The 23,315-nt window shown below is 66.1% G+C and carries 22 protein-coding genes; 6 read left to right on the forward strand and 16 right to left on the reverse strand.

What is annotated here, in order from left to right; genetic code table 11:
- Positions 1-8: 8 nt before the first annotated feature.
- The 3 genes from CFB35_RS19065 to CFB35_RS19075 form a co-directional block, all read right to left on the reverse strand.
- Positions 9-1,250: an amidohydrolase family protein gene (locus tag CFB35_RS19065; RefSeq protein WP_059575285.1), complete on the reverse strand. Its 1,242-nt coding sequence runs from the start codon at positions 1,248-1,250 to the stop codon at positions 9-11.
- A gap of 12 nt (positions 1,251-1,262) precedes the next feature.
- On the reverse strand, positions 1,263-2,579 hold the full coding sequence (locus CFB35_RS19070; RefSeq protein WP_059575287.1) for an MFS transporter: 1,317 nt from the start codon (positions 2,577-2,579) through the stop codon (positions 1,263-1,265).
- A 140-nt stretch (positions 2,580-2,719) separates the two neighbouring features.
- Positions 2,720-3,631 (reverse strand): LysR substrate-binding domain-containing protein, encoded by a 912-nt coding sequence (locus CFB35_RS19075; protein WP_059575289.1) that lies wholly within the window; start codon positions 3,629-3,631, stop codon positions 2,720-2,722.
- A 190-nt stretch (positions 3,632-3,821) separates the two neighbouring features.
- On the opposite strand from CFB35_RS19075, the gene CFB35_RS19080 reads away from it, so the two are divergent.
- A complete protein-coding gene (locus CFB35_RS19080; RefSeq protein ID WP_059575291.1) occupies positions 3,822-4,253 on the forward strand; it encodes a TIGR02594 family protein in 432 nt (143 codons plus the stop codon).
- 46 nt (positions 4,254-4,299) lie between these two features.
- Here the strand turns inward: CFB35_RS19080 and CFB35_RS19085 are convergent, their stop codons facing one another.
- From CFB35_RS19085 to CFB35_RS19105, 5 genes are all read right to left on the reverse strand, one after another.
- The gene (locus CFB35_RS19085) at positions 4,300-5,736 is read right to left on the reverse strand and encodes an efflux transporter outer membrane subunit (protein ID WP_060009540.1); all 1,437 of its coding nucleotides are present in this window, start codon (positions 5,734-5,736) and stop codon (positions 4,300-4,302) included.
- 18 nt (positions 5,737-5,754) lie between these two features.
- Positions 5,755-7,329: a DHA2 family efflux MFS transporter permease subunit gene (locus tag CFB35_RS19090; RefSeq protein ID WP_089465435.1), complete on the reverse strand. Its 1,575-nt coding sequence runs from the start codon at positions 7,327-7,329 to the stop codon at positions 5,755-5,757.
- A gap of 13 nt (positions 7,330-7,342) precedes the next feature.
- Positions 7,343-8,437, reverse strand: a complete 1,095-nt coding sequence (locus CFB35_RS19095; RefSeq protein ID WP_089465436.1) for an HlyD family secretion protein — start codon at positions 8,435-8,437, stop codon at positions 7,343-7,345.
- 64 nt (positions 8,438-8,501) lie between these two features.
- Positions 8,502-8,933 (reverse strand): MarR family winged helix-turn-helix transcriptional regulator, encoded by a 432-nt coding sequence (locus CFB35_RS19100; RefSeq protein WP_089465437.1) that lies wholly within the window; start codon positions 8,931-8,933, stop codon positions 8,502-8,504.
- A gap of 107 nt (positions 8,934-9,040) precedes the next feature.
- On the reverse strand, positions 9,041-9,961 hold the full coding sequence (locus CFB35_RS19105) for a LysR family transcriptional regulator (protein WP_059575302.1): 921 nt from the start codon (positions 9,959-9,961) through the stop codon (positions 9,041-9,043).
- Between the two features lie 92 nt (positions 9,962-10,053).
- Here CFB35_RS19105 and CFB35_RS19110 point away from each other — a divergent pair, with 92 nt between their 5' ends.
- The 3 genes from CFB35_RS19110 to CFB35_RS19120 all read left to right on the forward strand — a co-directional run bounded on the left by CFB35_RS19110 (position 10,054) and on the right by CFB35_RS19120 (position 12,379).
- Positions 10,054-10,482 carry a MarR family winged helix-turn-helix transcriptional regulator gene (locus tag CFB35_RS19110; RefSeq protein WP_060967826.1) on the forward strand — a complete coding sequence of 143 codons (429 nt, stop codon included), beginning with the start codon at positions 10,054-10,056 and terminating at the stop codon, positions 10,480-10,482.
- 177 nt (positions 10,483-10,659) lie between these two features.
- Entirely contained in the window at positions 10,660-11,907 is a 1,248-nt protein-coding gene (locus tag CFB35_RS19115; protein ID WP_089465438.1) for an aconitase X, read from the forward strand.
- On the forward strand, positions 11,900-12,379 hold the full coding sequence (locus CFB35_RS19120) for an aconitase X swivel domain-containing protein (protein WP_060009527.1): 480 nt from the start codon (positions 11,900-11,902) through the stop codon (positions 12,377-12,379). The genes CFB35_RS19115 and CFB35_RS19120 overlap by 8 nt, the downstream gene beginning before the upstream one ends.
- Positions 12,380-12,478: 99 nt before the next feature.
- Here the strand turns inward: CFB35_RS19120 and CFB35_RS19125 are convergent, their stop codons facing one another.
- The 3 genes from CFB35_RS19125 to CFB35_RS19135 all read right to left on the reverse strand — a co-directional run bounded on the left by CFB35_RS19125 (position 12,479) and on the right by CFB35_RS19135 (position 14,898).
- On the reverse strand, positions 12,479-13,081 hold the full coding sequence (locus tag CFB35_RS19125; protein WP_060009524.1) for a hypothetical protein: 603 nt from the start codon (positions 13,079-13,081) through the stop codon (positions 12,479-12,481).
- Positions 13,078-13,623, reverse strand: coding sequence for a hypothetical protein (locus CFB35_RS19130; protein ID WP_226094224.1), 546 nt, complete (start codon positions 13,621-13,623; stop codon positions 13,078-13,080). Before CFB35_RS19130 ends, CFB35_RS19125 begins: the two co-directional genes overlap by 4 nt.
- A gap of 204 nt (positions 13,624-13,827) precedes the next feature.
- Positions 13,828-14,898: an AraC family transcriptional regulator gene (locus CFB35_RS19135; RefSeq protein ID WP_059575318.1), complete on the reverse strand. Its 1,071-nt coding sequence runs from the start codon at positions 14,896-14,898 to the stop codon at positions 13,828-13,830.
- A gap of 75 nt (positions 14,899-14,973) precedes the next feature.
- On the opposite strand from CFB35_RS19135, the gene CFB35_RS19140 reads away from it, so the two are divergent.
- Entirely contained in the window at positions 14,974-17,007 is a 2,034-nt protein-coding gene (locus tag CFB35_RS19140; protein ID WP_059575320.1) for an NADPH-dependent 2,4-dienoyl-CoA reductase, read from the forward strand.
- A 179-nt stretch (positions 17,008-17,186) separates the two neighbouring features.
- Here CFB35_RS19140 and CFB35_RS19145 read toward each other — a convergent pair whose 3' ends face one another.
- A complete protein-coding gene (locus CFB35_RS19145; RefSeq protein WP_059575323.1) occupies positions 17,187-17,591 on the reverse strand; it encodes a DUF2471 family protein in 405 nt (134 codons plus the stop codon).
- Positions 17,592-17,728: 137 nt separating this feature from the next.
- Positions 17,729-18,622, reverse strand: coding sequence for a LysR family transcriptional regulator (locus CFB35_RS19150; protein ID WP_089465439.1), 894 nt, complete (start codon positions 18,620-18,622; stop codon positions 17,729-17,731).
- Positions 18,623-18,708: 86 nt separating this feature from the next.
- Between CFB35_RS19150 and CFB35_RS19155 the strand changes: the two genes are divergently transcribed.
- Entirely contained in the window at positions 18,709-19,494 is a 786-nt protein-coding gene (locus CFB35_RS19155; RefSeq protein WP_089465767.1) for an NAD(P)H-dependent oxidoreductase, read from the forward strand.
- Between the two features lie 10 nt (positions 19,495-19,504).
- On the opposite strand, the gene tssE is transcribed toward CFB35_RS19155, so the two are convergent.
- The 3 genes from tssE to CFB35_RS19170 all read right to left on the reverse strand — a co-directional run bounded on the left by tssE (position 19,505) and on the right by CFB35_RS19170 (position 23,243).
- Positions 19,505-19,927, reverse strand: coding sequence for a type VI secretion system baseplate subunit TssE (gene tssE, locus CFB35_RS19160; protein WP_059575349.1), 423 nt, complete (start codon positions 19,925-19,927; stop codon positions 19,505-19,507).
- Positions 19,924-22,650 (reverse strand): type VI secretion system ATPase TssH, encoded by a 2,727-nt coding sequence (gene tssH / locus CFB35_RS19165; protein ID WP_089465440.1) that lies wholly within the window; start codon positions 22,648-22,650, stop codon positions 19,924-19,926. The genes tssE and tssH overlap by 4 nt, the downstream gene beginning before the upstream one ends.
- Before the next feature lie 107 nt (positions 22,651-22,757).
- Positions 22,758-23,243 (reverse strand): Hcp family type VI secretion system effector, encoded by a 486-nt coding sequence (locus tag CFB35_RS19170; RefSeq protein WP_059575329.1) that lies wholly within the window; start codon positions 23,241-23,243, stop codon positions 22,758-22,760.
- Positions 23,244-23,315 lie beyond the last annotated feature (72 nt).

A 23,315-nucleotide genomic window follows, 5' to 3' on the forward strand; every position in this document is an offset into this window, starting at 1 on the left:
GCGTCACATCACCGCCCGCTGGCCCGCCGCTTCACAACCGCCCCCCGCTGCAACACACACTCGACCCGCGCCCCTTCATCGGCAACGACTCCGATATCCTCGAGCGGATTCCCATCCAGCACGACGAGATCGGCGATCGCCCCCACGGCAACCACCCCAAGATGCCCGGTCATATTCACAATCTCCGCCGCCACCGTCGTCGCCGACCTGAGCGCTTCCAGATTCCCAAGCACCTCCGCCCGAATCCGGAACTCGCCGGACTGAAACGCATGCATCTCGCCGAGCAGGTCCGACCCGAACCCCATCTTCACGCCGGCCTTTGCATAGATCTCAAGCGACTCGCGTCCTTTCTGTTGCACGGAAGCCACCTTCGCGATGGAGTCCGCCGGCATCCCGAACTCAGCCCCATGCTTGGCCAGCGCGTCATAAGTTACAAGCGTCGGCACCACGAACGCCCCCCGCTCATGCATGAGCGCCGCGGCCGCTTCATCCACGAGATTCCCGTGCTCGATCGTCCGCACGCCGCATCGCACGGCTCGCGCGATCGCCCGCCCCGTATACGCATGCGCCATCACATAAATATTCGCGGCTTCAGCCTCATCGACGATCGCCCGAATCTCGTCCTCCGAATACTGCGTGTTCGCGATCGGATCGGTCGGCGAAGCCACGCCGCCTGACGCCATGATCTTGATCTGCGTCGCGCCTTTCTGAATCTCCTCGCGCACGGCGAGCCGCACGCCTTCGACGCCATCGACCACACGCGCAATCGCCCCCGTCCTGAAACAGCAGGAGCAGGGCTCCAGCACATCGCCGCGCGGCCGGAAATCCCCATGCCCGCCCGTCTGCGACAGCGCTTTCCCCGACGGAAAAATCCGCGGCCCCGGAATCAGCCCCGTCTCGACCGCCTGCATCAGGCTCCAATCCGCGCCCCCCGCATCCCGCACACTGGTAAACCCACGCGACAACATCGCATCGAGAATCGGCAGTGACCGAATCGCCGCGAGAATATTCGGCTGCGTCGCATTCGCGCCAAGGTTCGCATTCGACGCCAGCACATGCACATGGCAATCGATGAACCCCGGCATCACGGTCTTGCCGCGCGCATCGATCACCTGCGCATTCGGCAAATCCACCGGCCGATCGGTGACTTCGACGATCCGCTCGCCTTCGATCACGACATGATGATGTTCGAGCAACACGCCTCGTTCGAGGTCGAGCACGTTGCCGCCTTGAAGCACGGTAATGGTCATGGGAAAAAATCCTTATCGAGTCGCGGAAGCCGCACGCTTCGCATCCTTCACGAAGCGCGTACCGACGAAACTGACGGCCGCCGCGAGCATCACGTAGAACGCGGGCGCCATGTTGCTGCCGGTGCGGGCGATGAGCCACGTGATCAGGAACGGCGCGAACCCGCCGAAGATCGTCACCGCGAAGTTGTACGCCACGGACAACCCGGTCGACAGCACCTTGGTCGGAAACAGCTCCGCGAACGCCGCGAGGATCGGCCCCGTATAGGTCGCGATCAGCACGCCGAACACGGCTTGGAACACGATCAGCGACGCGAACCCGGGCGCATGGTTGATCCACGAGAACATCGGCCACGCGAGCACGAGAATCGCGAGCGCCGAGCCAGAGAGGAACACGCGTCGTCCCCACGCGTCGGCGAGTCGCCCGACGATCGGCGAGCAGCACATGATCATCAGCCCGCCGACCATGCCGGCCGTGAAGCCGGTCGATTGCGGCAGATGCAGCGTGCGCACGGAATAGGTCGGCATGTAGAACAGCAGCACGTAGGTGCAGACGGTCCACAGGATGACCATCGAGAAACTCGCGAACGTCTCGCGCGGATACGTGTGCAGCACTTCCTTCAGCGGCGAGCTTTCCTTCGCCTGCGATTCGACGGCGCTGAACGCGGGCGTCTCGTCGATATGGCTGCGGATGAAGTAACCGACCGGCCCGACGATGATCCCGAGCAGGAACGGCAGCCGCCAGCCCCAGCTATGCAGCGCCTGCGTGTCGAGCGACGTCGTGACGAACGTGCCGGTCGCCGCACCCAACAGCACCGCGAAGCCGATGCTTGACTGGATCCAGCTCGAGTAATACGCGCGCTTCTCCGGCGGCGCGTATTCGGTGAGGAACGCGGTGGCGCCGCCCATCTCGCCGCCGGCCGAGAAGCCTTGCAGCAGCCGCGCGACGACGATCATCAGCGGCGCGGCGATGCCGGCCTGTTCGTAAGTCGGCGCGATCCCGATCAGCGCGGTGCCGGCCGCCATCAGCAGGATCGTGAGCGACAGCGCGGCCTTGCGCCCGACCTTGTCGGCATAGACGCCGAGCACGATGCCGCCCACCGGCCGCATGAAGAAGCCTACGCCGAACGTCGCAACGGTGAGCAGTACGGATGTCAGTTCGTTGCCGGTCGGGAAGAACAGCTTCGCGATGATCACCGCGAAGAAGCTGTAGACGGTGAAGTCGAACCATTCGAGGCCGTTGCCGATGACGGTCGCGACGATGGCGCGGCGGCGCTGTTGCACCGCCGCATCGACGGAAGGCGCGGCGCGCGGGGAAAGCGTTCCTTGCATGGTCTCTTCCTTGGTCAGAAGGCGGGACGGCTGCCCCGCTCGAATCCCATACTAAGGAGAGCCGGATTTTTTTCTGAAACGAAAGATTCGCATGCAGGCATGCGCTGCACGCATGCGTCGTGTTCGGGCGTTCGGGGCATTCAGGCCCCGGTCTGCTGCTCCGCCTGTTCGAACAGCCAGCGGGTGAACAGGCGGGCGGCCTGGTTCTGCGCGCGGTCGTTCGGCGAGATCACATAATAGCCGCCGCCGTGGCTCGCGGACGCCTCCGTCACGCGCACGAGCAGCCCGGCTTCGATGCACGCGTCGATCATGTAACGCCAGCCGAGCGACACGCCCTGGCCGAGAATCGTCATCTGCACGATCTGCGGATAGGAGTTGATCGTGATGTCCTGCGGCTGCGCCTTCTGCCGGTCGACGTCGTTCATGTCGAACCATTCGGACCACGACATCCATTGCCGCTGGCCGTCTTCGAGGCGCAGCAGCGTTTCGTTCGCGAGATCGGCCGCGTCGAGCGTGCGGCCGGCCAGATAGCCGGGCGCGCAGACGGGGAACACTTCTTCGTCGAACAGCCGGCGTGCGGTGTATTCGGCCGGCGCCTGCTGACGCACGTAGTAGACGCCGACGTCGAATTCCGCGGGCGACATCGATGCAAGACTATCGCGCACGATCAGGCGCAGCTTGATGTTCGGATACGTGGCACGAAAGTTCGGTAGCCGCGGCGTGAGCCACAGCAGCGCGACGCCGGACGAGCACGCGATCGTCAGCTCGAGATCGCCGTACGGCTTCATCACGTCGTGCGTGGCTTGCGCGCATTGCGTGAGCAGATGGTGGACCTGCGCCGCGTATTGCTCGCCGGCGATCGTCAGCCGCAGCGAACGGTGTTCGCGAACGAACAGCGAGCGGCCGAGGAATTCCTCGAGCTGCTGGATCTGGCGGCTGATCGCGCTTTGGGTCAGGTGCAGTTCGGCGGCGGCTTTCGTGAAACTCGCGTGCCGCACGGCGGCTTCGAACGCGACGAGGCACTGAAGAGGCGGCAGGGGCGTGATGCGCATGGCGGGCAGGGAGTCGAGGGCGCTGCCTCCATGATACGGGGGGAGTCGACGGAAATCGTAATCTATGAAGGGCGTCGTGGATTCGCGATATTCGTGCGAAGATTGAGCGAAACAACCCCGACACGTTCCCGAGAACGACGTGACCCTATCAAACCCTGAGAGCAAAGTGAACGCCGTCCACCCACCCTGGATGCCCGTCGCGCTGGCCGAACTCGGCATCCGCCGCCACCCGCCGGGCAGCATCAACCCACGCATCGTCGAGTACAACAACCAGACGAACCTGGTCGGCTACGACGACAAGATTTCCTGGTGCTCGTCGTTCGTGAACTGGTGCATGGCGCACGCCGGATTCCGCGGCACCGGCTCCGCGCTCGCACGCTCGTGGCTGGAATGGGGCAAACCGCTGGAGCGTCCGGTGTACGGCTGCATCGCGATCCTGACGCGTGACGACCCGACGAGCTGGAAAGGGCACGTCGGTTTCTACCTGCGTCACGACGCCGAACACGTCCACCTGTTCGGCGGCAATCAACTGGAAGAAGTTCGCGAACTCGCGTACCCGCTGAACGAAGTGATCGGCTACCGCTGGCCGATGCCGGATAACCACCGCGCCGTGGTTGAGTAACGGTGCGAGCCGTCGACGCGGCCTGCATCTGTATCAGGCATCGGCTTCAATTCTTCGCGACCGCCTCCACCTCCGGCCCACCCGCCGCATCGTTCCTGCTCCACCCACCCCCAAGCGACCGATACAACGCCACCGCCGCCAGCGCGTGCTCGCGCTTGACCTGGTTGAGCGAATCCGAATCGCGCAGATATACCTCCTGCGCTGACAGCACATCCAGAAAATCCGTCGCACCGCCCTTATAAAGCTGATTCGCCAACCCAAGCGCCTTGTCCGAAGCCGAAAGCGCGCTACCCAACTTCCGCGTCGCCTCATCGGAACTGACGAGATTGGCGCGCGCATCCTCGACTTCCCGCAACGCTTGCAGCATCGTTTGTCGTAACCCGAGTTCCGATTCGCGCATCCGGCTTTCGCTCTGCGAGATATCGGCGGTAATCCGTCCCGCGTTGAAGATCGGACTCGTCGCACTCAACGCCGCGCTGAACAGGTTATCGGTCAACGTTGGCAACCCGAGATACGAAGCCGCGAGAATCCCGTCCGTCAGGTTCAACGAAAACTTCGGATACCGTTCGGCCTTCGCCACGCCGACTTGTGCCGCACGACGCTCGACTTGAGCATAGGCAGTCAGCACATCCGGCCGCCGCAACAACGCTTGCGAAGGCAACGTCCCCGGCGCGCCCGCCGGCGGCGCGGGAATCTCGCCAGCCTGCGCCAGCACGAGCCGATCGACCGATTCCGGCGTGCGCCCGGAATACACGGCAATCAGATTGAGCTGATGCGAAATCTGCGCCTGCGTCGGCGGAATCCGGGCTTCGAGTGCATCGAGCTGGTTCTGCGCCCGCGTCACGTCGAGTTCCGTCGACAGCCCGAACGCCTGCCGCTTGCGCGTGAGTTCGAGCGCATGCTGGCGGATCTTCGCGTTGTCCTGCAGGATCTTCAATTCCTGCTGCGCCCAGCGCAGATCGACATACGCGGATGCCGCATCGGCCGCGAGCGCGAGCCGCATCGCATCTTCCGCATGCTTTTGCCCGACCAACTCCGCTTGAGCAGCAAGCAGATCGAGCCGCTCTCCGCCGAACACATCGGGCGACCAGCTCAGCGCGAGCCCGGCGCCGGCCTGCCGCACGTAACCGAGCGGCGGCGGCGTGTTTTGCCGCGCGTCGGCCGCATGCGCGGTCGCGTCGAGTTCGGGCAGCAGCACCGCGCGTTTCTGCACGGTCAGCGCCTGTGCCTGCTTCACGCGTTCGGCCGCGGCTTGCAGATCGAGATTGCCGTCGAGCACCGCGGCGATCAGCTTGTCGAGCACGGGATCGTGGAATTGCGCCCACCAGGCGGCGGCGTCGATATCCGCGCGCGGCACATTGGTATCCCAACCATCAGGCGCGAGCGTTCGAACCGAATCCTGAAGCGCCGGATGCTGCGCGGGCTGCACCGCACACCCGGCGGCGAATGCGCTGACGGCCAGCGCGACGAGTAACTTCTTCATGATGACGATCCCTTGACCTCAGTGCGCGTCCGGCGGCGGCGCGTTCAACGTAATGGGTTTGGAAAACACGACGGCAAGCAGCGCGACGACGAAGCACAGCGACAGCGCATAGTACGCATCCGCATAAGTCAGCGTCAGCGCTTCTCGGTAGATCAGCCGATGCAGGTTCGCGAGCCCGGCCTGCGCGGTATTCAGCGTATTGCCGGCCACCGATCCCCAGTACGCGGCCTGGCGGTCGAGCAGCGACGCGATCTGCGGTTCGCCGGCGCTCACGTGCTCGTTCAGCCGCAGATAGTGAAAATTCAGCCGGTCGTTCAGCATCGTCGCGCTCACCGCGATACCGATCGCGCCGCCGAGGTTGCGCATCAGGTTGAACAACCCGCTCGCCGATTTCAGCCGCGACTGCGGCAGCGAGCCGAGCGCCATCGTCACGATCGGCGGCACGCTGAATTGCTGGCCGATGCCGCGCAGCGCCTGCGGCAGCAGCAGCTCCCGCCAGCCCCAGTCGTGCGTGATCGGCGTGTACAGGTAGCAGCCGAGGCCGAAACAGATCAACCCGAACACGAGCAGCGCACGCATGCTGAAGTAGCGCGCGGCGAACGCATACGCGCACAACGCGATCAACTGGAACGCGCCGACCGACAGCAGCGCGATGCCGATCTGCAACGAGCTGAACGCACGCACCTGCGCGAGAAACAGCGGCGTCAGGAACACGGTCACGAAAATCCCGATGCCGGTCACGAACGACAGCAGGCTGCCGATCCCGAAGTTGCGCACGGCGAGCGCGCGCAGGTCGACGATCGGATCTTTCGCGGTCAGCGCATGCACGATGAACAGGAAGCCGCAGATGCCGGCGATCCACGCGCAGATCACGATCGCGTCGTCGCCGAACCAGTTCTTGCGCGGGCCTTCCTCGAGCACGTATTCGAGGCAGCCGAGGAAGCCGGACATCAACGCGATGCCGAGATAGTCGCCGCGCTTGATCAGGCTGAGATCGGGCGCGTCGATATGCACGTAGCGCGGCACCAGCACGGCCACCGCGATGCCCGGCACGAGGTTGAGGTAGAACAGCCAGTGCCACGACCATTGGTCGGTGATCCAGCCGCCGATCACGGGGCCGATCGCCGGCGCGAGCGACGCGAGCGCGCCGATGGTCGTCGACGCGATCAGCCGCTGCCTGCCGGGGAACAGCACGAACGCGGTGGTGAACACGGTCGGGATCATCGCGGCGCCGAGCGCGCCCTGCATGCCGCGAAACAGGATCATCGAGTTGATGTCCCATGCGAGCCCGCACAGCATGCTGGTGATCGTGAAACCGACGGCCGACGCGGCGAACAGCCAGCGCGTCGACATCACCTTCGACAGCCAGCCCGACATCGGGATCACGATGATCTCGGCGATCAGGTAGGCCGTCTGCACCCACGACAGTTCGTCCTGGCTCGCGGACAGCCCGCCACCGATGTCGCGCAGCGACGACGCGACGATCTGGATGTCGAGCGTCGCCATGAAGAACCCGACGCACATCAGCGCGAATGCGAACACGCGCTGCCTGGTCGGTTGCGACGCGGGGTCGCCGGAAAACGCGGTGGTCATCGTCGGCTCCCGCTCAGTTCTTGTGGTCGGTATGCACGGTCACGACCGCGGACAGCCCGGGGCGCAGCACCTGCTCGATGCCCGGCTGCGGATCGAGATGCACGCGTACGGGCACGCGCTGGACGATCTTCGTGAAGTTGCCGGTCGCGTTCTCGGGCGGCAGCACGCTGAAGGTCGCGCCGGTCGCGGGTGCGAGGCTGTCGACGCGGCCGTGCAGGCGCGTGCTCGACGCATCGAGCGCGACGTCGACGCGATCGCCCGCGCGCATCTTGCGAAGCTGGTCTTCCTTGAAGTTCGCATCGATCCACAGGCCGGAGGCCGGCACGACCGTCAGCAGCGGTACGCCGACGTTCGCGAGCATCCCCACGCGGCCCGTGCGGTTGCCGACGTAGCCGTCGACCGGCGAGCGGATCGTCGTGTATTCGACGTTGAGCGCCGCGACGCGCTGCGCGGCGAGCGCGGTGTTCACGCGGGCCCGCGCATCGGCGAGTTGCGCGCCGAGCACGTCGAGCTGCCGCTTCGATGCGAGCAGCGCGGCGTCGCTGCGTTCGACGGCCGCGCCGGCCTTCGAGTAATCGGCATCCGCGCGCTCGACGATCTGGTTCGATACGGCGTCCGACTTCACGAGTTCGCGATAGCGCACGCGATCGGATGCCGCGCGCGTCAACTCGGCCGACGACGCATTCTTGTCTGCCGCGTGCTGACCGATCACCGCGAATTGCAGCTGCTGCTTCGCTTCGAGTTCGGTCACGGCGGAGCGCGCGCTGTCGACTTCTGCGCTGGCCTGAGCGAGCTTCGCGTCGTAGTCGCGCGCATCGAGCTGCACGAGCACGTCGCCGGCCTTCACACGCTGATTGTCGGTCACGAGGATCTTGTCGACGAAACCGCTGACCTTCGGTGCGAGCACCGTCACGTCACCGCCGACGTACGCATCGTCGGTGCTTTCCTGGAAGCGCAGCACGAACAGCCAGTCGAGCGCGGCAGCCGCGACCACGACGACGACGGCGCCCGCCGCGATGCGCATCCACGGCACGCGGCGTTGTTGCTTCGCGGGCCGCTCGGTTGTGGCTGCTTCGCGTGACGAGGCAGCGTCTTGAGTCGTATCCATCGATTCACCTATGTATATGCACTGATCAAAGCGATCGACGTCGTCGCGTCGATCGGGGAAGGGGTTAGCGTTCCGGCAGGTTGTGCGTGATCCGGAACAATTCGTCTCTCAGTCGGGCCGCCTGCGCCGACCCGAAGTACCGCTCGAACGCTTCCTGCGCGGCGAGCCAGTGCACGTGCGCATCGGCCACCTTGGTTTCGCCGTGCGCGGTCAGCGCGAACGTCTGACCACGACATGGCGGCTCGATCCGTCCCGTCACCAGCGCCGCGCCGACCAGCGGCTTGAGCGCGCGCAGCAGCGCGGTGCGTTCGATCACCAGCACGTTCGACAGCGTCGCCATCGTCAGGCCGGGCCGGTCGCGCAGCAGCGCGAGGATGCTGTACTGCGACGGCGTGACGCCCGCCCGCGACAGATAACGCTCGTAGAACTGCGAGATCCGCCGGGCGGCTTGCCGGACCGCGAAGCAATCGTCATCGGTGAGCGTAGTCTTGTGCATGTGCACATGTTAGGGGGCGGGGCGGCGCGAAGCGAGGGGCGGGACAGGATCAGATTGGTGTCGTGGCTGTACCAATCGGCGTCGCAAAGGCGCGTTCCCGCGCCCGGTCACGCCGCGGCCGGAACGCTCCAGCCTTCGCGGTCGCAATACGCGGCCGTGTAGTCGATGAACGCCTTCACCTTCGCGGGCAGCAGCGAGCGGTTCGCGTACGCGAGCTTGATTTCGACGAACGCATCGACGAGATCGGCGCCTTCCAGCAACTGCACGAGCGCGCCCGACGCGAGCTGGGCCTCGACGAGCGTTTTCGGGACGACGCCGATGCCGAAGTCGTGCATCACCATTTCGCGGTTGAACACGGGGCTGTTCGACGAGATGTCGAAACGGAACGGCACGGTGACCGTGTCGCCGTCGACGCGGAAGGACAGCGCCGGGCGGCGCAGCGACGGCGAGATCGGCACGAACGGATGATCGGCGAGGTCGGCCGGGCTTTCGGGGCGCGCATGCGCGTGCAGATACGCAGGCGTGGCGACGATCACGACCGGAATGCGCTCGATCAGCCGCACGACGGTCGATTCGCTCGTCAGCATGTACGGCACGACGATGCCGATGTCGTAGCCTTCGCCGACCAGATCGACAGGGCGCTCGGTCAGCGTGACGTCGAGGCGCACGTTCGGGTGCGCGGCCTTGAAGCCGGCGATCAACGGCACGAGCCGGTTCAGCGCGGCCGTCGTATGCGCGACGAGGCGCAGCAGGCCCTCGGGCTCGCGCGTGTGTGCCTGCGCTTGAACTTCCAGCGCATCGAGCTCGTCGAGCACGGCCGCGCAACGCTCGTAGATGCGCTCGGCCGTCTCGGTCAGCGACACCTGGCGCGTGGTCCGGTGCAGCAGCCGGCTGCCGAAACGCGCTTCCAGATCGGCCACCGCGCGCGAGACGACCGGCCGCGCGAGGCCGTGCATGTCGGCGGCGCGCGTGAAGCTGCGCATCTCCACCACCGACCGGAAGATCCGCAGCTTGTCGATGTAGTCCATGTCCGTCTCCTTGACGCGATGGCCGGCCGCCGGCCATTGTTACCGCGGAGTGTACATTGACTTTATGCATATGCACATATAGATTCCGGAACATGAACGACATTCCGATTTCCGAGGCGTGCAACTGTCTCGCGCTGCGCCAGGCGGCGCGCTTCGTCACGCAACTGTACGAACGCCATCTGGCCCCGGTTGGCGTCACGCCCGCCCAGTTCTCGATCATGGTGAACCTGAAACGCCGGCCCGGCCTGCTGATGAGCGAACTCGCCGACACGCTCGTGATGGATCGCACGACCTTGCTGCGCGCGCTGAAGCCGTTGCAGCGCGACGGCTTCGTCGCGACGGCTGCATCCGAGCACGATGCGCGTGCGCATGCGCTCCATCTCACGAAGCTCGGCGAGCGCACGTTCGCGCAGGCGAAAGTTGCGTGGCAGGCCGCGCAGGACGAATTCGACGCGCAGTTCGGCCGCGATCGCGCGAAGGCGCTGCGTGACGAGTTGTTCAGCCTGACTGCGGAGCGTTAGGGGGAATTGGATCGGAATGCGAGCCATTATGTGATTTGGTCGCCGAATTTCGCTGAAAGTGGTTTTGTGTGGGTCCGGATTCGTGAAAATCTGGACAGTTTTTATTTCCAGTTGTAGAGTCCTCTGACAGATTTCACGCAGCCGGCGCCGCCGGCACGCGTCACGAGGAGCAACCGGATGCTGCAGTTGAGTGACCGCGACGACGCGATGTTGCGCGGGGATTTCGGCGACGGCGTCGCCCGTGCGATGCGAATCGTCGCGCGCACCGCGCAAGTGATGTCCGCGCCTCACCTGATCGACATTACGTCCGCCCATATCGACGGCTGTCTGTATCACGGCCAGACGAGCCTCGACTTCGTCGACTATTTCGTCGACACGGGCGCGAAGGTCGCGGTGCCGACCACGTTGAACGTCGGGTCGCTCGACCTGATCCATCCCGAGCTGTACCACGGCGACCGCACGATCCAGCGCGATGCGCAGCGCCTGATGGACGCGCATTTGCGGCTCGGCTGCGAATCGAGCTTCACGTGCGCGCCGTATCAACTGAAGCATCGTCCCGCGCTGGGCGAGCAGATCGCGTGGGCCGAATCGAATGCGATCGTGTTCGCGAACTCGGTGCTCGGCGCGCGCACGAGCCGCTACGGCGATTTTCTGGACCTGGCCGCCGCGATCACTGGGCGCGCGCCGTATGCGGGGCTGCATGTCGACGCGAACCGCGCCGCGCGGATCGTGTTCAACGCGCCGGATTTCGCCGGCCTGCCGTCGCGCGACATCTATTTCGCCGCGCTCGGCTTGGCGGTCGGCAAGATCGCGGGCGCGGTCGTGCCGGCGATCGTCGGGCTGCCGGCGGACACCACCAAGGACGAACTCAAGGCGCTCGGCGCGGCCGCCGCGTCGAGCGGGGCCGTCGCGCTGTTCCATGCGGTCGGCGTGACGCCCGAGGCGCCGACGCTCGACGCCGCGTTGCACGGGCGCGCCGCGCAACGCGCAGTCGATATCACGATGGCCGATCTCGACGAGATTCGCCGCACGCTGAATCACGGCGCGGCCGGCGACGCGCTCGTCGCGGTCGCGCTCGGCACGCCGCATTTTTCGCTGGCCGAATTCCGCACGCTCGACACGTTGCTCGACGCCTTCGACGGCAAGCCGGCCTGCGATTTCTACGTGAACACGAGCCGTTTCATTTTGTGGGAACTGGAAGAAGCCGGCCTCGCGGAGAAATTCGCCGCGCGCGGCATCCAGATCGTCGTTGATACCTGCACGTACATCACGCCGGTGATGAAGCAGTTGTCGGGGCTGGTGATGACCAACTCGGGGAAGTGGGCGTCATATGCGCCCGCGAACATCGGCGTGACGGTCGCGTACGGCAGCATGCGCGAATGCGTGCGGTCCGCGTACGAAGGCAAGGTGCGATTCGATGACTGAAGCGACGGGCAAGTTCTTGGCGGGCGACACGCTCGTGCCGGGCAGCGCGTGTGCGCGTCCGTTCGTGCTCGACAAGCCGCTGAGCTTCTGGGGCGGCTACGACTCGGGCGCGGGCAGGATCGTCGATCGTGGGCATCCGCAAGCCGGCGCGAGCCTTGCCGGCAAGGTGATGGTGATGCCGCACGCGAAGGGCTCGAGTTCGAGCAGCAGCGTGCTCGCGGAAGCGGTGCGCAACGGCACGGGGCCGGTCGGGATCGTGCTGAAGGAGCGCGACCTGATCGTCTCGATCGGCGCGATCGTGGCCGCCGAGCTGTATGCGATCGCGGTGCCGGTGGTGTGCGTGACGGACGACGTGTACGACGCGATTGCCGCCGCGACGGGCGACGTGCGGATCGAGGCGGGCGAAGGGGATGGCGGTGCGCGGATTTATCTGGGCGCTGATGCTCGTCCGGGCGGATCCGGTTTGACCTGAACGAGCGGCGCGCATTGACGGCGAGTCAGGCGGTGGCCGCGGCGATGCGAACCGGGGCGAGCAGCGTCGTTCGCCGCGCGGTAGCCGCACCTGTCCCGGTCAGATGAAGCGTACGTGTCGGGTTTCTTCCTGCGTGAGCGACAGCGCTTGAGCTGCCGCGTTCATTTCGCGTTTGCCGCCCGGCTGCGCCAGTCTTCTGATTTCGGGCCACACGATCACGCCGAACAGGATGCGCAGGATCGCACTCAGCACGCACAAGCCGATTACACTCGCGCTGATCAGCGCAAACACGTCGAACATCGAGTCCATGCTGAGCGTCACCGCGGATACGATTCCGCTGACCACGGCCGCGGCGACCACGCAAATGAGCATGACGAAAAGATCGGCCCGGGCGCCGGCGACTTTGGCGGGGCGCAGCAGATAAGCCGAACCGTCGGTCATGTTGCGGATGCCGTAGACGATCTGGCGATCCTGGTCGTCGGCATAGGCGACGTTCAATCGATCGCCATCGGCGATGAACAGGCGGGTCGTCCGGTTGGTCCTGAACACGAGGGGGGACGCGAGCGAATCGAGTTGGAGTGTGATTTCCTCGATACTTTGCGTCGTCGCGCCCAGGTTGTTGCTCCAGATCTTCGTCTCGATCGATTGCTGGCCGATTGCCGTCACGCGGCCGGATACGGTCTGCATGTCGTGGTTCGTCATGGGCCGCTCCGCTCCGCGCTGAAACCGGACGGTTCGCCTAGCCAGCCATCCTGGGCTTCGCGTCGCTGCGGCTGGAAGATCAGGTCGGACAAGCCGCCGATGGCGACCACGTTGCCAACCAGACCGACGGTGGCCACGACGGTGGCCATTGCCGAGGTGAACGCCCAACCTGAATGGAGTGCCGCGGCAGCGATACCCAGACTCAGCACGAGCAGGCACGACGACCAGGCAAGCAGCGACAGGTTCCGTCGCTTTTGCGCGCGCACGTCGTACGGCGCGATGGCAAGGTTGCCGCTCCTGATCCACGCGATTCGGCGACGGCCGCGATGCTCGAATGTGCAGGCGCGCACCGACATGCCGGGCCTCAGTTTCTCGATCTGCTTGAATGCTTCTTCATCGACGTCGCTGGCCGTGACGAAGTAGCAGACGTTCTGCATCGTCAAACGGTATGGCGGGTTCTTCCTGACATCGGCCTTGACTCGGATGAGGTTGGTATCGACGCGGTCGATCGTGGCCTCGATCAGGGTGGTGCGATTGGGCATGGGTCGGAGAGGGCGCGGGGCCGCGCGACGTCGTTTTGATGTGGCGCCCATCATACGCCACAGCTTTCGGCGGGCCGTCCGGCATTGCCGGGCGAAAGGTTGGCCGGCGCGTGGCACTGAAATCCGCGCGCAGCCGCACCCGCACCCTGCCGCGAGCGGTCCGGCGTGATTCGCGCACCGGTGCCCGGGTCACCGCTGACGCGATTACCTCGCAGCCGCTTCCCGAAACGCGCTTGGCGTTTGCCCGGCCCACCGCCGGAACGCGCGCGTGAAATTCGCCGGGTCGGTGAACTGCAGCCGCTCGGCGATCGTCTTCAGGTCGAGGTCCGACGCGGCGAGCAACTGCTTCGCGTCGCGAAACCGCGCTTCGTCGAGCAATTGCCGATAGCTCGAACCGGCTTCCTCCAGCCGGCGCCGCAACGTGCGCGTCGACACGAGCAGCGCCTCGGCGAGCATGTCGGGCCCCGGGTATTCGCCGGCGGCGCGCGCCAGCTCCGCGCGAACCCGCTCGACCAGATCGCCTTCCTCCTGCCGCACCTGCGCATATTCGCGCTCCACCTGCACGAGCGCCTGCCGGTGCGCGACTTCATCGGCGAGCGGCAGCGGCCAGTCGAGCACGTCGCGCGCAATCCACAGCGCATTGGCCGCGCAGCCGAATGCCACCGGCGGCAACGTATCGCGGTAGCGCGCGAAATACGCGGGCTCCGGCCACGCGAATTGCAGCCTGATCGGCGGCGACGGGCGACCGGCCCATTGCGCGATGTTCTGCGCGAGCCCCGTCAGCACGAATTCGAACATCACGTGATGCTGCAGCACGGGATTCGCCTGCACGCCGTGCAGTTCGAGCGTCGCGCCGCGTTCGTCTTCCGCATAGGTCAGCCGGTACTGGCGATTGCGCATGCGGAAGTAGCGCTGCGTGACCGACAGTGCTTCGCGGATGTCCCGCGCGGTCAGCGTCGCATAGCCGAGAAAGCCGTGCACGGTCGGCTTCAGCAGCAGCCCGAACGCGAGCCCGATGCCCGGATCGCCGCCGATCTCGATCGCGTTGAGCACGAGCCGCCCCCATTGCGACGGCGCGACGCGTGCATCCGGTTCGGCCAGCACCGCGTCGCGCAGGCCCGTGCCGGCACGCACGGCGGCCAGATCGACGCCGCGTGCGGCCAGCGCCTGCAGCAGCAGGCGCGTATAGGCGACCGGAATCGTCGGCCGGCGCAGCCCGAGGCGGTCCTTGCGAGACGGGGAGGTCATGTCGTTTTGGCCGGAAATGACAAGCATTATGGCTGTTTGCCCCCTCACGTTCAAGGCGCCGCCCGCCTACGATGGCAGGCATCGCTTACTGGCCGAATCATCATGACGACCCCCTTTCCCCACCTGCTCGCTCCGCTCGATCTCGGCTTCACGACGCTGAAGAACCGCGTGCTGATGGGCTCGATGCATACCGGCCTCGAGGACAGCCGCAAGACGCTGCCGCGCCTCGCCGAGTATTTCGCCGAGCGCGCGCGCGGCGGCGTCGGCCTGATCGTGACGGGCGGCTTCGCGCCGAACGTGGCCGGCTGGACCAAGCCGTTCGGCGGCACGCTGATGACGTCGGCCGCCGCGCGCCGGCATCGCGAGATCACGGATGCGGTGCATGCGGAGGACGGCAAGATCGCGCTGCAGATCCTGCATACGGGCCGCTACGGTTATCACCCGTTCGCGGTCGCGCCGTCGAAGATCAAGTCGCCGATCTCGCCGTTCGCGCCGCACGAACTGAGCGCGCGCGGCGTCGAGCGGCAGATCCGCGCGTTCGTGCGTTGCGCGAAGCTGGCGCGCGAAGCCGGTTATGACGGCGTCGAGATCATGGGCTCCGAAGGCTACCTGATCAACCAGTTCATCTCGATGCATACGAACAAGCGCAGCGACCAGTGGGGCGGTGCGTACGAGAACCGCATCCGCTTGCCGATCGAGATCATCGAGCGCACGCGCGAAGCGGTTGGCCGCGACTTCATCCTGATCTACCGGCTGTCGATGCTCGACCTGATTCCGGATGGCAGCGACTGGAACGAAACCGTGCAGCTCGCGAAGGCGGTCGAGCGCGCGGGTGCGACCATCATCAACACGGGGATCGGCTGGCACGAGGCGCGCGTGCCGACGATCGCGACGTCGGTGCCGCGCGGCGCGTTTGCGTGGGTGACGAAGAAGATGAAGGGCAAGGTCGGCATTCCGCTCGTGACGACCAACCGGATCAACCGGCCCGAAGTGGCCGAGCAGATTCTCGCGGACGGCTGCGCGGACATGGTGTCGATGGCGCGCCCGCTGCTCGCGGATCCCGAGTTCGTCGTCAAGGCGGCGCAGGGCCGGGCCGACGAAATCAACACGTGCATCGGCTGCAACCAGGCGTGCCTCGATCATGCGTTCAAGAACCGAATCGCGTCGTGCCTGCTGAATCCGCGTGCGTGCCACGAGACGGAGCTGAAATACACGCCCGCGCCGCAGTCGAAGCGCATCGCGGTGGTGGGCGCGGGGCCGGCCGGGCTCGCGTGCTCGACGGTGCTCGCGCAGCGCGGCCATCAGGTCGACCTGTTCGACGCGGCGCCGGAGATCGGCGGCCAGTTCAACATGGCGAAGCGGATCCCGGGTAAGGAGGAGTTTCACGAAGCGTTGCGCTACTTCGGCCGGCAGGTCGAGTTGACCGGCGTGAAGCTGCACCTGAACCGCCGCGTCGACGCGAGCGACCTGATCGCGGGCGGCTACGACGAAATCGTGCTCGCGACCGGCGTCGCGCCGCGCGACCCGAAGATTCCGGGGCAGGACGGGCCGAACGTGCTCAGCTATATCGACGTGCTCGCGGGCAGGCAGCCGGTCGGCCGGCGGGTCGCGGTGGTGGGCGCGGGCGGGATCGGCTTCGATGTCGCCGAATATCTGGTACAGGACGGCGAGTCGCCGGCGCTCGATCTGGACGCTTGGAAGGCCGAGTGGGGCGTGACCGACCCGGCCGCGACGCGCGGCGGCGTGACGCGTGCGCGGGTGTCGGCGCCCGCGCGGGAGGTGACGCTGCTGCAGCGCAAGGCCGCACCGCTCGGCAAGGGCCTCGGCAAGACGACCGGCTGGATTCACCGTGCGACGCTGAAGATGAAGCAGGTGAAGATGATCGGCGGCGTGAATTACGAACTGATCGATGCACGCGGATTGCACGTGTCGTATGGCGAGCAGCGCACCGATCACGAATTGATCGAAGCCGACACGGTCGTGCTCTGCACGGGGCAGGAGCCGCAGCGCGCTTTGCTCGCGCCGCTGCAGGCGGCCGGGCGCTCGGTGCACCTGATCGGCGGCGCGGAACTGGCCGCCGAACTCGATGCGAAGCGTGCGATCGATCAGGGGGCGCGGCTGGCGGCGCGGCTGTAACGGGCGTTGCTGCGCCGTTCGCCCGGTGGCAGTCACCGGCGGTGATCCGCGGCGGGCGGGGCTTGTCGCGCGCTGCGCCGATGCGTCGAACCGCGGAAGCCGAACCGCGATGAGCGGCCGCGTCGATCGCGCTGCCACCCGACGTGCGGCAGAACGCAGCCGCGCAAGGCCCGCGCGGCTCAGGCCGCTTCGGCCCGTTCTTCCTCTTCCGCTTCGAGCATCGCCTTGACGATCAGATAGACGGCCGGCAGGTCGTCGTCGTCGCGGCGCCAGTCGACCGGCTCCTCGACGTCCGCGGCGACCAGCCGACTGTCGCGCAGTCGGATGAATGCATCGACGACGGCCGGCTCGTTGCGGCTCAGGAAACCGGCATTCGAGAATGCCAGCTCCTCGACGTTCAGCAGCGCCTGCCAGCTCATCGTGCGGACGGCGGCCGGGTGGGTGCGGCGCCGCAGGCCGAGCGCCCGCTGGGCAGGGCCGCTGACGACACGCTGCAGATCGACGACCGCCCGCTGCGCGGCGCGCTCGAAATGGACGGGATTGAAGCCGGGCTGCTCGGGATCGAATGCGGATGACTGGAACATGGTCGCCTCACTAAAGACCGTCTCGGGATGATGGAATTCGGGTCAAATGACGCAGAAACACTGTAAATATATACAGTGATCGGCTGACTTTCAAGCCCCCGGTGACAGCAGATGTCAGCCGCGCCATGACCGGCGTGTCAGACCGCCGCCGCGATCGTCTCCCGCAGCCATCGATGCGCCGGATCGCGATGCATGCGCTCGTGCCACAGCATCGACATTTCATAGCCGGGCACCTCGACCGGGGCGTCCACCACGCGCAGCGCTGGCACGTCGCGCACCAGCCGTTCAGGCACCATCGCGACGAGATCGGTACTCGCGACGGCCGACATCACGAACAGAAAGTGCGGCACCGACAGCACGACGCGCCGGGCGGCGCCGACCTTCGCGAGCGCTTCGTCCGTCACGCCGAAGAAGCCGCCGCCGTCGGGCGACACGATCACGTGTTCGAGCGAGCCGAACTGCGCGAGCGTGGGGCGCCGCTTCAGCTTCGGATGGCCGGCACGGCCGATCAGGACGTAACGCTCGACGAACAGCGGCAGGCGCCGCATGCCGGGCGGCGAGCCTTCGGTCGTGTGAAAAGCCAGGTCGATGCCGTTTCGTTCGGCATCCTGCTCGATGCGCGGCGGCACGAGCTCGACGACGGCGAGCCGCGTGGCGGGCGCGGTCGAGCGCAGCGTGTGCAGCGCGGGCAGCACGATCGTCGATTCGCCGTAGTCGGTCGCGGCCACGCGCCACGTGTTCGTCGCGGTTGCAGGGTCGAACGGCGTGGCCGGAAGCACGGCCCGCTCGACGGCCTCGAGCGCCTCCCGCAACGGCTCGCGCAGCGCTTCCGCGCGCGCGGTCGGCCGCATCCCGCGGGGTCCCGGCAGCAGCAGCGGATCGCCGAACACGTCGCGCAGTTTTTGCAGCTGGACGCTGACCGACGGTTGCGACATGTTCAGTTTCTCGGCCGCCCGCGTGACGTTGTGCTCGGCGAGCAGCACGTCGAGCGTGACGAGCAGGTTCAGATCGAGCCTTCTGAGATTATTCATTGCTATACCTGGGATATCAGGAATTCATTTAAAATATACCGTTGGAGGCAGCATCCTGCAGTCATTCAATCCACGGAGTGACGAACATGAATGTGCTGATCGTGTATGCCCATCCCGAGCCGCGCTCGCTGAACGGCGCGCTGCGCGACTTCGCCGTCGCGCACCTCGAAGCGGCTGGCCACACGGTGCAAGTGACCGACCTGTACGCGATGAACTGGAAGGCGACGCTCGATGCGCACGACATGACCGGCCGTGCACCCGACGATCGCTTCGATCCGGCGCTCGATTCGAAGCGCGCGTTCGAGACGGGCACACAGCGCGACGACATCGCGCGCGAACAGGGCAAGCTGAAGTGGGCGGACACGGTGATTCCGCAGTTTCCGCTGTGGTGGTTCTCGATGCCGGCGATCATGAAGGGCTGGTTCGAGCGCGTGTACGCGTACGGGTTTGCTTATGGTGTCGGCGAGCATTCCGACACGCATTGGGGCGATCGCTACGGCGAAGGGTCGCTCGCCGGCAAGCGGGCGATGGTGATCGTCACGACGGGCGGGTGGGAACCGCACTACAGCCCGCGCGGTATCAACGGGCCGATCGACGACCTGCTGTTCCCGATCCAGCACGGCATGCTGTATTACCCGGGGTTCGACGTGCTGCCGCCGTTCGTGATCTATCGGACGGGCAAGATGAACGCGGCGCGCTTCGACGAAACGCGCGCGGCGCTCGGCCGGCGTCTCGACGATCTGTGGACCACGCAGCCGATTCCGTTTCGCCGGCAGAACGCGGGCGATTACGAGATTCCGGCACTGACGCTGAAGGACGGGATCGCGCCGGGGAAGGTTGGATTTAGTGCGCATCTGGCGCACGAGGGTTGATCGTGCGCGATCACGATGGGTCGATGCGCCGGACGACGTGCAGGCGGCCCGGCGGCTCGAAGTAGGTGCCGAAGCGTACGAGCCCGGCGTTCTTCAGATGGCAGGTCATCTCGAAGCTGACGAGAATGCCGGGATCGCGGTTGTCGACGATCGCGACGTCGATCGCGCGAATGCGCGGTTCGTATTTCAACAGCGTCGCTTCCATCTGCTGCTTGAGTAGATGCGCGGACGCGGGCAATGCCTTGTAGATGTTCGTCAGGTCGGGCAGCCCGTAGTCGGGTAGATGCTTGAGCGCGCCGGCTCGCGTATTGAGAATACGGCGGACGTTCTGCTGGACGCTCAGGCATTCAAGCGTGCGATCGTCGTAGGCGCCGATCGGTTCGCCGCCGATCTGGCCGAGCAGCATGTCGTACAGCGACGGGCCGGCTGTCACTGTCGGCTCCATCGTTCGGTGCCGTCGTCGGCGGCCGTCGGCGCATCGACGAAATCGATCGTCAACGTGCCTTCGGCAGTCGCGGACAACGAGATCTGCCGTGGCGCGATGCCCGATGCCATCCGCGCAAGCAATTCGCGGGACACGACGGGCAGCACGCGCTGGTTCAGGAATGCATCGACGCTGCGTGCGCCCGATTCCCGCGATACGCAGTGCCGCGCGATCGAGTCGATCAGATCGTCCGCACACGTCAGTGTCACGCCGTGTTGCCGGAGCAGGCGCGCTGCGATCGTGTCTAGTTTGATGCGCACGATCGACGCGAGCGCCGCGGCATCGAGCGGCCGATAGACGAGCGTCTGGAACCGCGCGAGCAGTGCCGGCTGGAAATGCGCGACCAGTCGAGCGTGAATGACTTCCCGCAATACCGCCTGCGTGATCGATGCGTCCTCAGCCGTCGCATCGTCGATTTGCGCACTGCCGAGATTGGACGTCATCACGATCACGCAGTGGCGGAAATCGATCTCGCGCCCTTCGCCGTCGCGCATCGTGCCCCGGTCGAATACCTGATAGAAGATGTCGAGCACATCGCGATGCGCCTTTTCGACCTCGTCCAGCAGCACCACGCTGTACGGCCGCTGACGCACGGCTTCGGTCAGCACGCCGCCGCGCCCGTAGCCGACGTAGCCGGGCGGCGAGCCCTTGAGTTGCGACACGGTATGCGCTTCCTGGTACTCCGACAGGTTGATGGTCGTCAGCGCGGCGTCGCCGCCGAACAACAGGTCGGCCAGCGCTCGCGCGGTTTCGGTCTTGCCGACGCCGGACGGCCCGGCCAGCAGGAACACGCCGAGCGGTGCGTGTTCGCTCTTCAGGCCGGCCTTGGCGGTGCGCAGACTCTCGGCCAATGCCGCGATCGCATCGTCTTGTGCGACCACGCGCGTCGCCAGCGTCGCTTCGAGGGCGAGCAGGTTGCGCAGTTCGTCCTCGACGAGGTTGCCGACCGGTACGCCGGTCCATTCGGCGACGACGCGCGCGATGGACGGCGCGTCGACGTCGGCGGCAATCATCGGCGACTTGCGTTGAACGGCCGACAACGCATCGAGCGCATCCGACACGGCTGCCGGATCGACCGCTTGATTCGTTGCGTCGCGAAGGGCATGCACGATGCCGACGAGTTCGCGTTCCCGCGTGTACTGATCCAGCAGCCTGTCGGCGGCGCCGCGCGCGGTGTCGTGTTCCGTGTCGATCGACGCACGCCGTTCGGCGACAGCGGCGATCCCGGCATGGCGGTCCGCGTCCAGCGCGGCGCGCTCCAGTTCGAGCGCCGCCAGCGTCGCACGCGCCTGCTGCAGTTCCGCGGGCGGCACGTCGAGCGACATGCGCACGCGTGCGGCGGCCGTGTCGATCAGGTCGACGGCCTTGTCCGGCAACTGTCGCGCGGGAATATAGCGGCGCGACAACCGCACGGCCGCGACGATCGCTTCGTCGCGGATATGCACGCCGTGATGCTTCGCAAAGCGGCTCGCGAGCCCGCGCAACATCAGGCAGGCGGTGTCGTCGTCCGGTTCGTCGACCTTGATGACCTGGAAGCGCCGTTCGAGTGCGGCGTCGCGCTCGAAATACTGCTTGTACTCGGCCCACGTGGTGGCCGCGATCGTGCGCAATTCCCCGCGCGCGAGTGCCGGCTTGAGCAGGTTGGCCGCATCGGCGCCGCCCGCCGCGTTGCCCGCGCCGATCAACGTATGGGCTTCGTCGATGAACAGCAGGATCGGTGTTTCGGACGCGCGCACTTCGTCGATCACGTTCTTCAGCCGTTGCTCGAATTCGCCCTTGACGCCCGCGCCGGCCTGCAACAAGCCGAGATCGAGTGTCAGGATGCGCGTGTCGCGGATCGTTTCCGGCACGCTGCCTTCCACCACACGCAGCGCGAGCCCTTCGACGAGCGCGGTCTTGCCGACGCCTGGTTCGCCGACCAGGATCGGATTGTTCTTGCGGCGGCGCGCGAGTACGTCGATCATTTGCCGGATCTCGCGGTCGCGGCCGAATACCGGGTCGATCTCGCCTTCGCGCGCCTTTTCGGTCAGGTCGAGCGCGAAACGGGCGAGCGCATCGCCGTCGATCGCGCGCGCCGGCACGTGCGGCGCATGCGGGGCCGCGTTGCCGGTGGTGGTCGATGCCGCCGTCCCGGCGCCGCGCTGACTGCCGGCCGGGTTGGTCTCCCACGTCGATACCGTTTCGTCGCATGCGTTTTCACACGAGCGCCGCCCGAGCCGGGGCAGCACACGCCTGATCTGCGTACTCGAAACCGACAGCAGCGGCCATGCCCGCTGGGTGCGGAGCACATGCGGTGCGTCGACGATCGCCTGTAGCAGATGCCCGGAGCGAATGGCGCCGTTGCGGTCGTCGGATACCGCCTGCGCCCATGCGTCCTCGATCACCGTGGCGAGCTGCCGTGACAACGCCGGCACGCCGCGCAGCGTACGCGGCATGCGGTCGATCACGTCGATCATCGCATCCCAGACGGCATCGATGTCGAGATCGTAGTGACGCAGGATCGCCGGAATATCGCCGTCGTCCGCCTCGATCAGCTTCAGCACCCAGTGCTCGACCGCGATTTCGTCGGCGAGCCGGGTCTGACAAAGGCTTGCAGCGGCTTCGAGCGCCCGCGTGCAATGAGGATTGAGACGGCGAATGAGATGGGAAGCGTCCCGGAGCGGCGGCGTCATGTCGGTAGCGGATCAGGAGAGGGAGAGGGCGCGCATCCGTCGATGCGCATGCGAACCGGCGGAATCCGGTGCGCGCACGCACCGGATTCCGCCGGCCGGTCAACACGTCAGGAACGTTCGTTCCACGTGTCCTTGTGGATGATGTTGCCGTCCTTGTACGACCACGTGATCGTCTCGTAGCGCAGTTCCACGTCTTCGAGATGGTTGTGCTTCTCGTAGTCGGGGTTCTTGATGTCGAGCATCTTCGGCTTCACCGCGACGATCTTCACGTTGTCGAGCTTCGTGTTGAAGTATTCCTTCTCCTTGCCCGCGTCGTCGATCCGATACCATTTGATCTCGACCGACTTCAGCGTCTGGCCGCTCGTCACGGCCTTGTACAGGTACGGCGTCGACGCGTCCGTTTCCTTCGTCAGCATGATCGGCTTGTGCACGCGCGTGCCGGTGAGCTTGCCCGTATTGCCGTCGGTCGGGATGTGCACGCCGTGGTCGAACGCGACCAGTTCGACGCTGCCCTCGCGATCCTGGACGGTTACCGAGCCCTTGATGTCCGCGCCACCGTCGTCCTTGAGCCACATGTAGGCCGGAATTGCCATTTGTTCACTCCTTCTTTTCGTACTGCGAATCGCCGGAACGGCGTTCCGGCGCTGACAAGCCCGAGGCGTCGC

Source organism: Burkholderia sp. AU16482 (genome assembly GCF_002223285.1).
GTDB lineage: Bacteria > Pseudomonadota > Gammaproteobacteria > Burkholderiales > Burkholderiaceae > Burkholderia > Burkholderia semiarida.

Coding starts and splice junctions, on each gene's coding strand:
- CFB35_RS19070 (WP_059575287.1), bottom strand. CDS start 2,579: ATGCAAGGAACGCTTTCCCCGCGCGCCGCGCCTTCCGTCGATGCGGCG.
- CFB35_RS19105 (WP_059575302.1), bottom strand. CDS start 9,961: ATGGACTACATCGACAAGCTGCGGATCTTCCGGTCGGTGGTGGAGATG.
- CFB35_RS19170 (WP_059575329.1), bottom strand. CDS start 23,243: ATGGCAATTCCGGCCTACATGTGGCTCAAGGACGACGGTGGCGCGGAC.
- CFB35_RS19080 (WP_059575291.1), top strand. CDS start 3,822: ATGCCCGTCGCGCTGGCCGAACTCGGCATCCGCCGCCACCCGCCGGGC.
- CFB35_RS19145 (WP_059575323.1), bottom strand. CDS start 17,591: ATGTTCCAGTCATCCGCATTCGATCCCGAGCAGCCCGGCTTCAATCCC.
- CFB35_RS19155 (WP_089465767.1), top strand. CDS start 18,709: ATGAATGTGCTGATCGTGTATGCCCATCCCGAGCCGCGCTCGCTGAAC.
- CFB35_RS19140 (WP_059575320.1), top strand. CDS start 14,974: ATGACGACCCCCTTTCCCCACCTGCTCGCTCCGCTCGATCTCGGCTTC.
- tssH (WP_089465440.1), bottom strand. CDS start 22,650: ATGACGCCGCCGCTCCGGGACGCTTCCCATCTCATTCGCCGTCTCAAT.
- CFB35_RS19110 (WP_060967826.1), top strand. CDS start 10,054: ATGAACGACATTCCGATTTCCGAGGCGTGCAACTGTCTCGCGCTGCGC.
- CFB35_RS19095 (WP_089465436.1), bottom strand. CDS start 8,437: ATGGATACGACTCAAGACGCTGCCTCGTCACGCGAAGCAGCCACAACC.
- CFB35_RS19075 (WP_059575289.1), bottom strand. CDS start 3,631: ATGCGCATCACGCCCCTGCCGCCTCTTCAGTGCCTCGTCGCGTTCGAA.
- CFB35_RS19130 (WP_226094224.1), bottom strand. CDS start 13,623: ATGCCCAATCGCACCACCCTGATCGAGGCCACGATCGACCGCGTCGAT.
- CFB35_RS19125 (WP_060009524.1), bottom strand. CDS start 13,081: ATGACGAACCACGACATGCAGACCGTATCCGGCCGCGTGACGGCAATC.
- CFB35_RS19135 (WP_059575318.1), bottom strand. CDS start 14,898: ATGCTTGTCATTTCCGGCCAAAACGACATGACCTCCCCGTCTCGCAAG.
- CFB35_RS19150 (WP_089465439.1), bottom strand. CDS start 18,622: ATGAATAATCTCAGAAGGCTCGATCTGAACCTGCTCGTCACGCTCGAC.
- CFB35_RS19100 (WP_089465437.1), bottom strand. CDS start 8,933: ATGCACAAGACTACGCTCACCGATGACGATTGCTTCGCGGTCCGGCAA.
- CFB35_RS19115 (WP_089465438.1), top strand. CDS start 10,660: ATGCTGCAGTTGAGTGACCGCGACGACGCGATGTTGCGCGGGGATTTC.
- CFB35_RS19065 (WP_059575285.1), bottom strand. CDS start 1,250: ATGACCATTACCGTGCTTCAAGGCGGCAACGTGCTCGACCTCGAACGA.
- CFB35_RS19090 (WP_089465435.1), bottom strand. CDS start 7,329: ATGACCACCGCGTTTTCCGGCGACCCCGCGTCGCAACCGACCAGGCAG.
- CFB35_RS19085 (WP_060009540.1), bottom strand. CDS start 5,736: ATGAAGAAGTTACTCGTCGCGCTGGCCGTCAGCGCATTCGCCGCCGGG.
- CFB35_RS19120 (WP_060009527.1), top strand. CDS start 11,900: ATGACTGAAGCGACGGGCAAGTTCTTGGCGGGCGACACGCTCGTGCCG.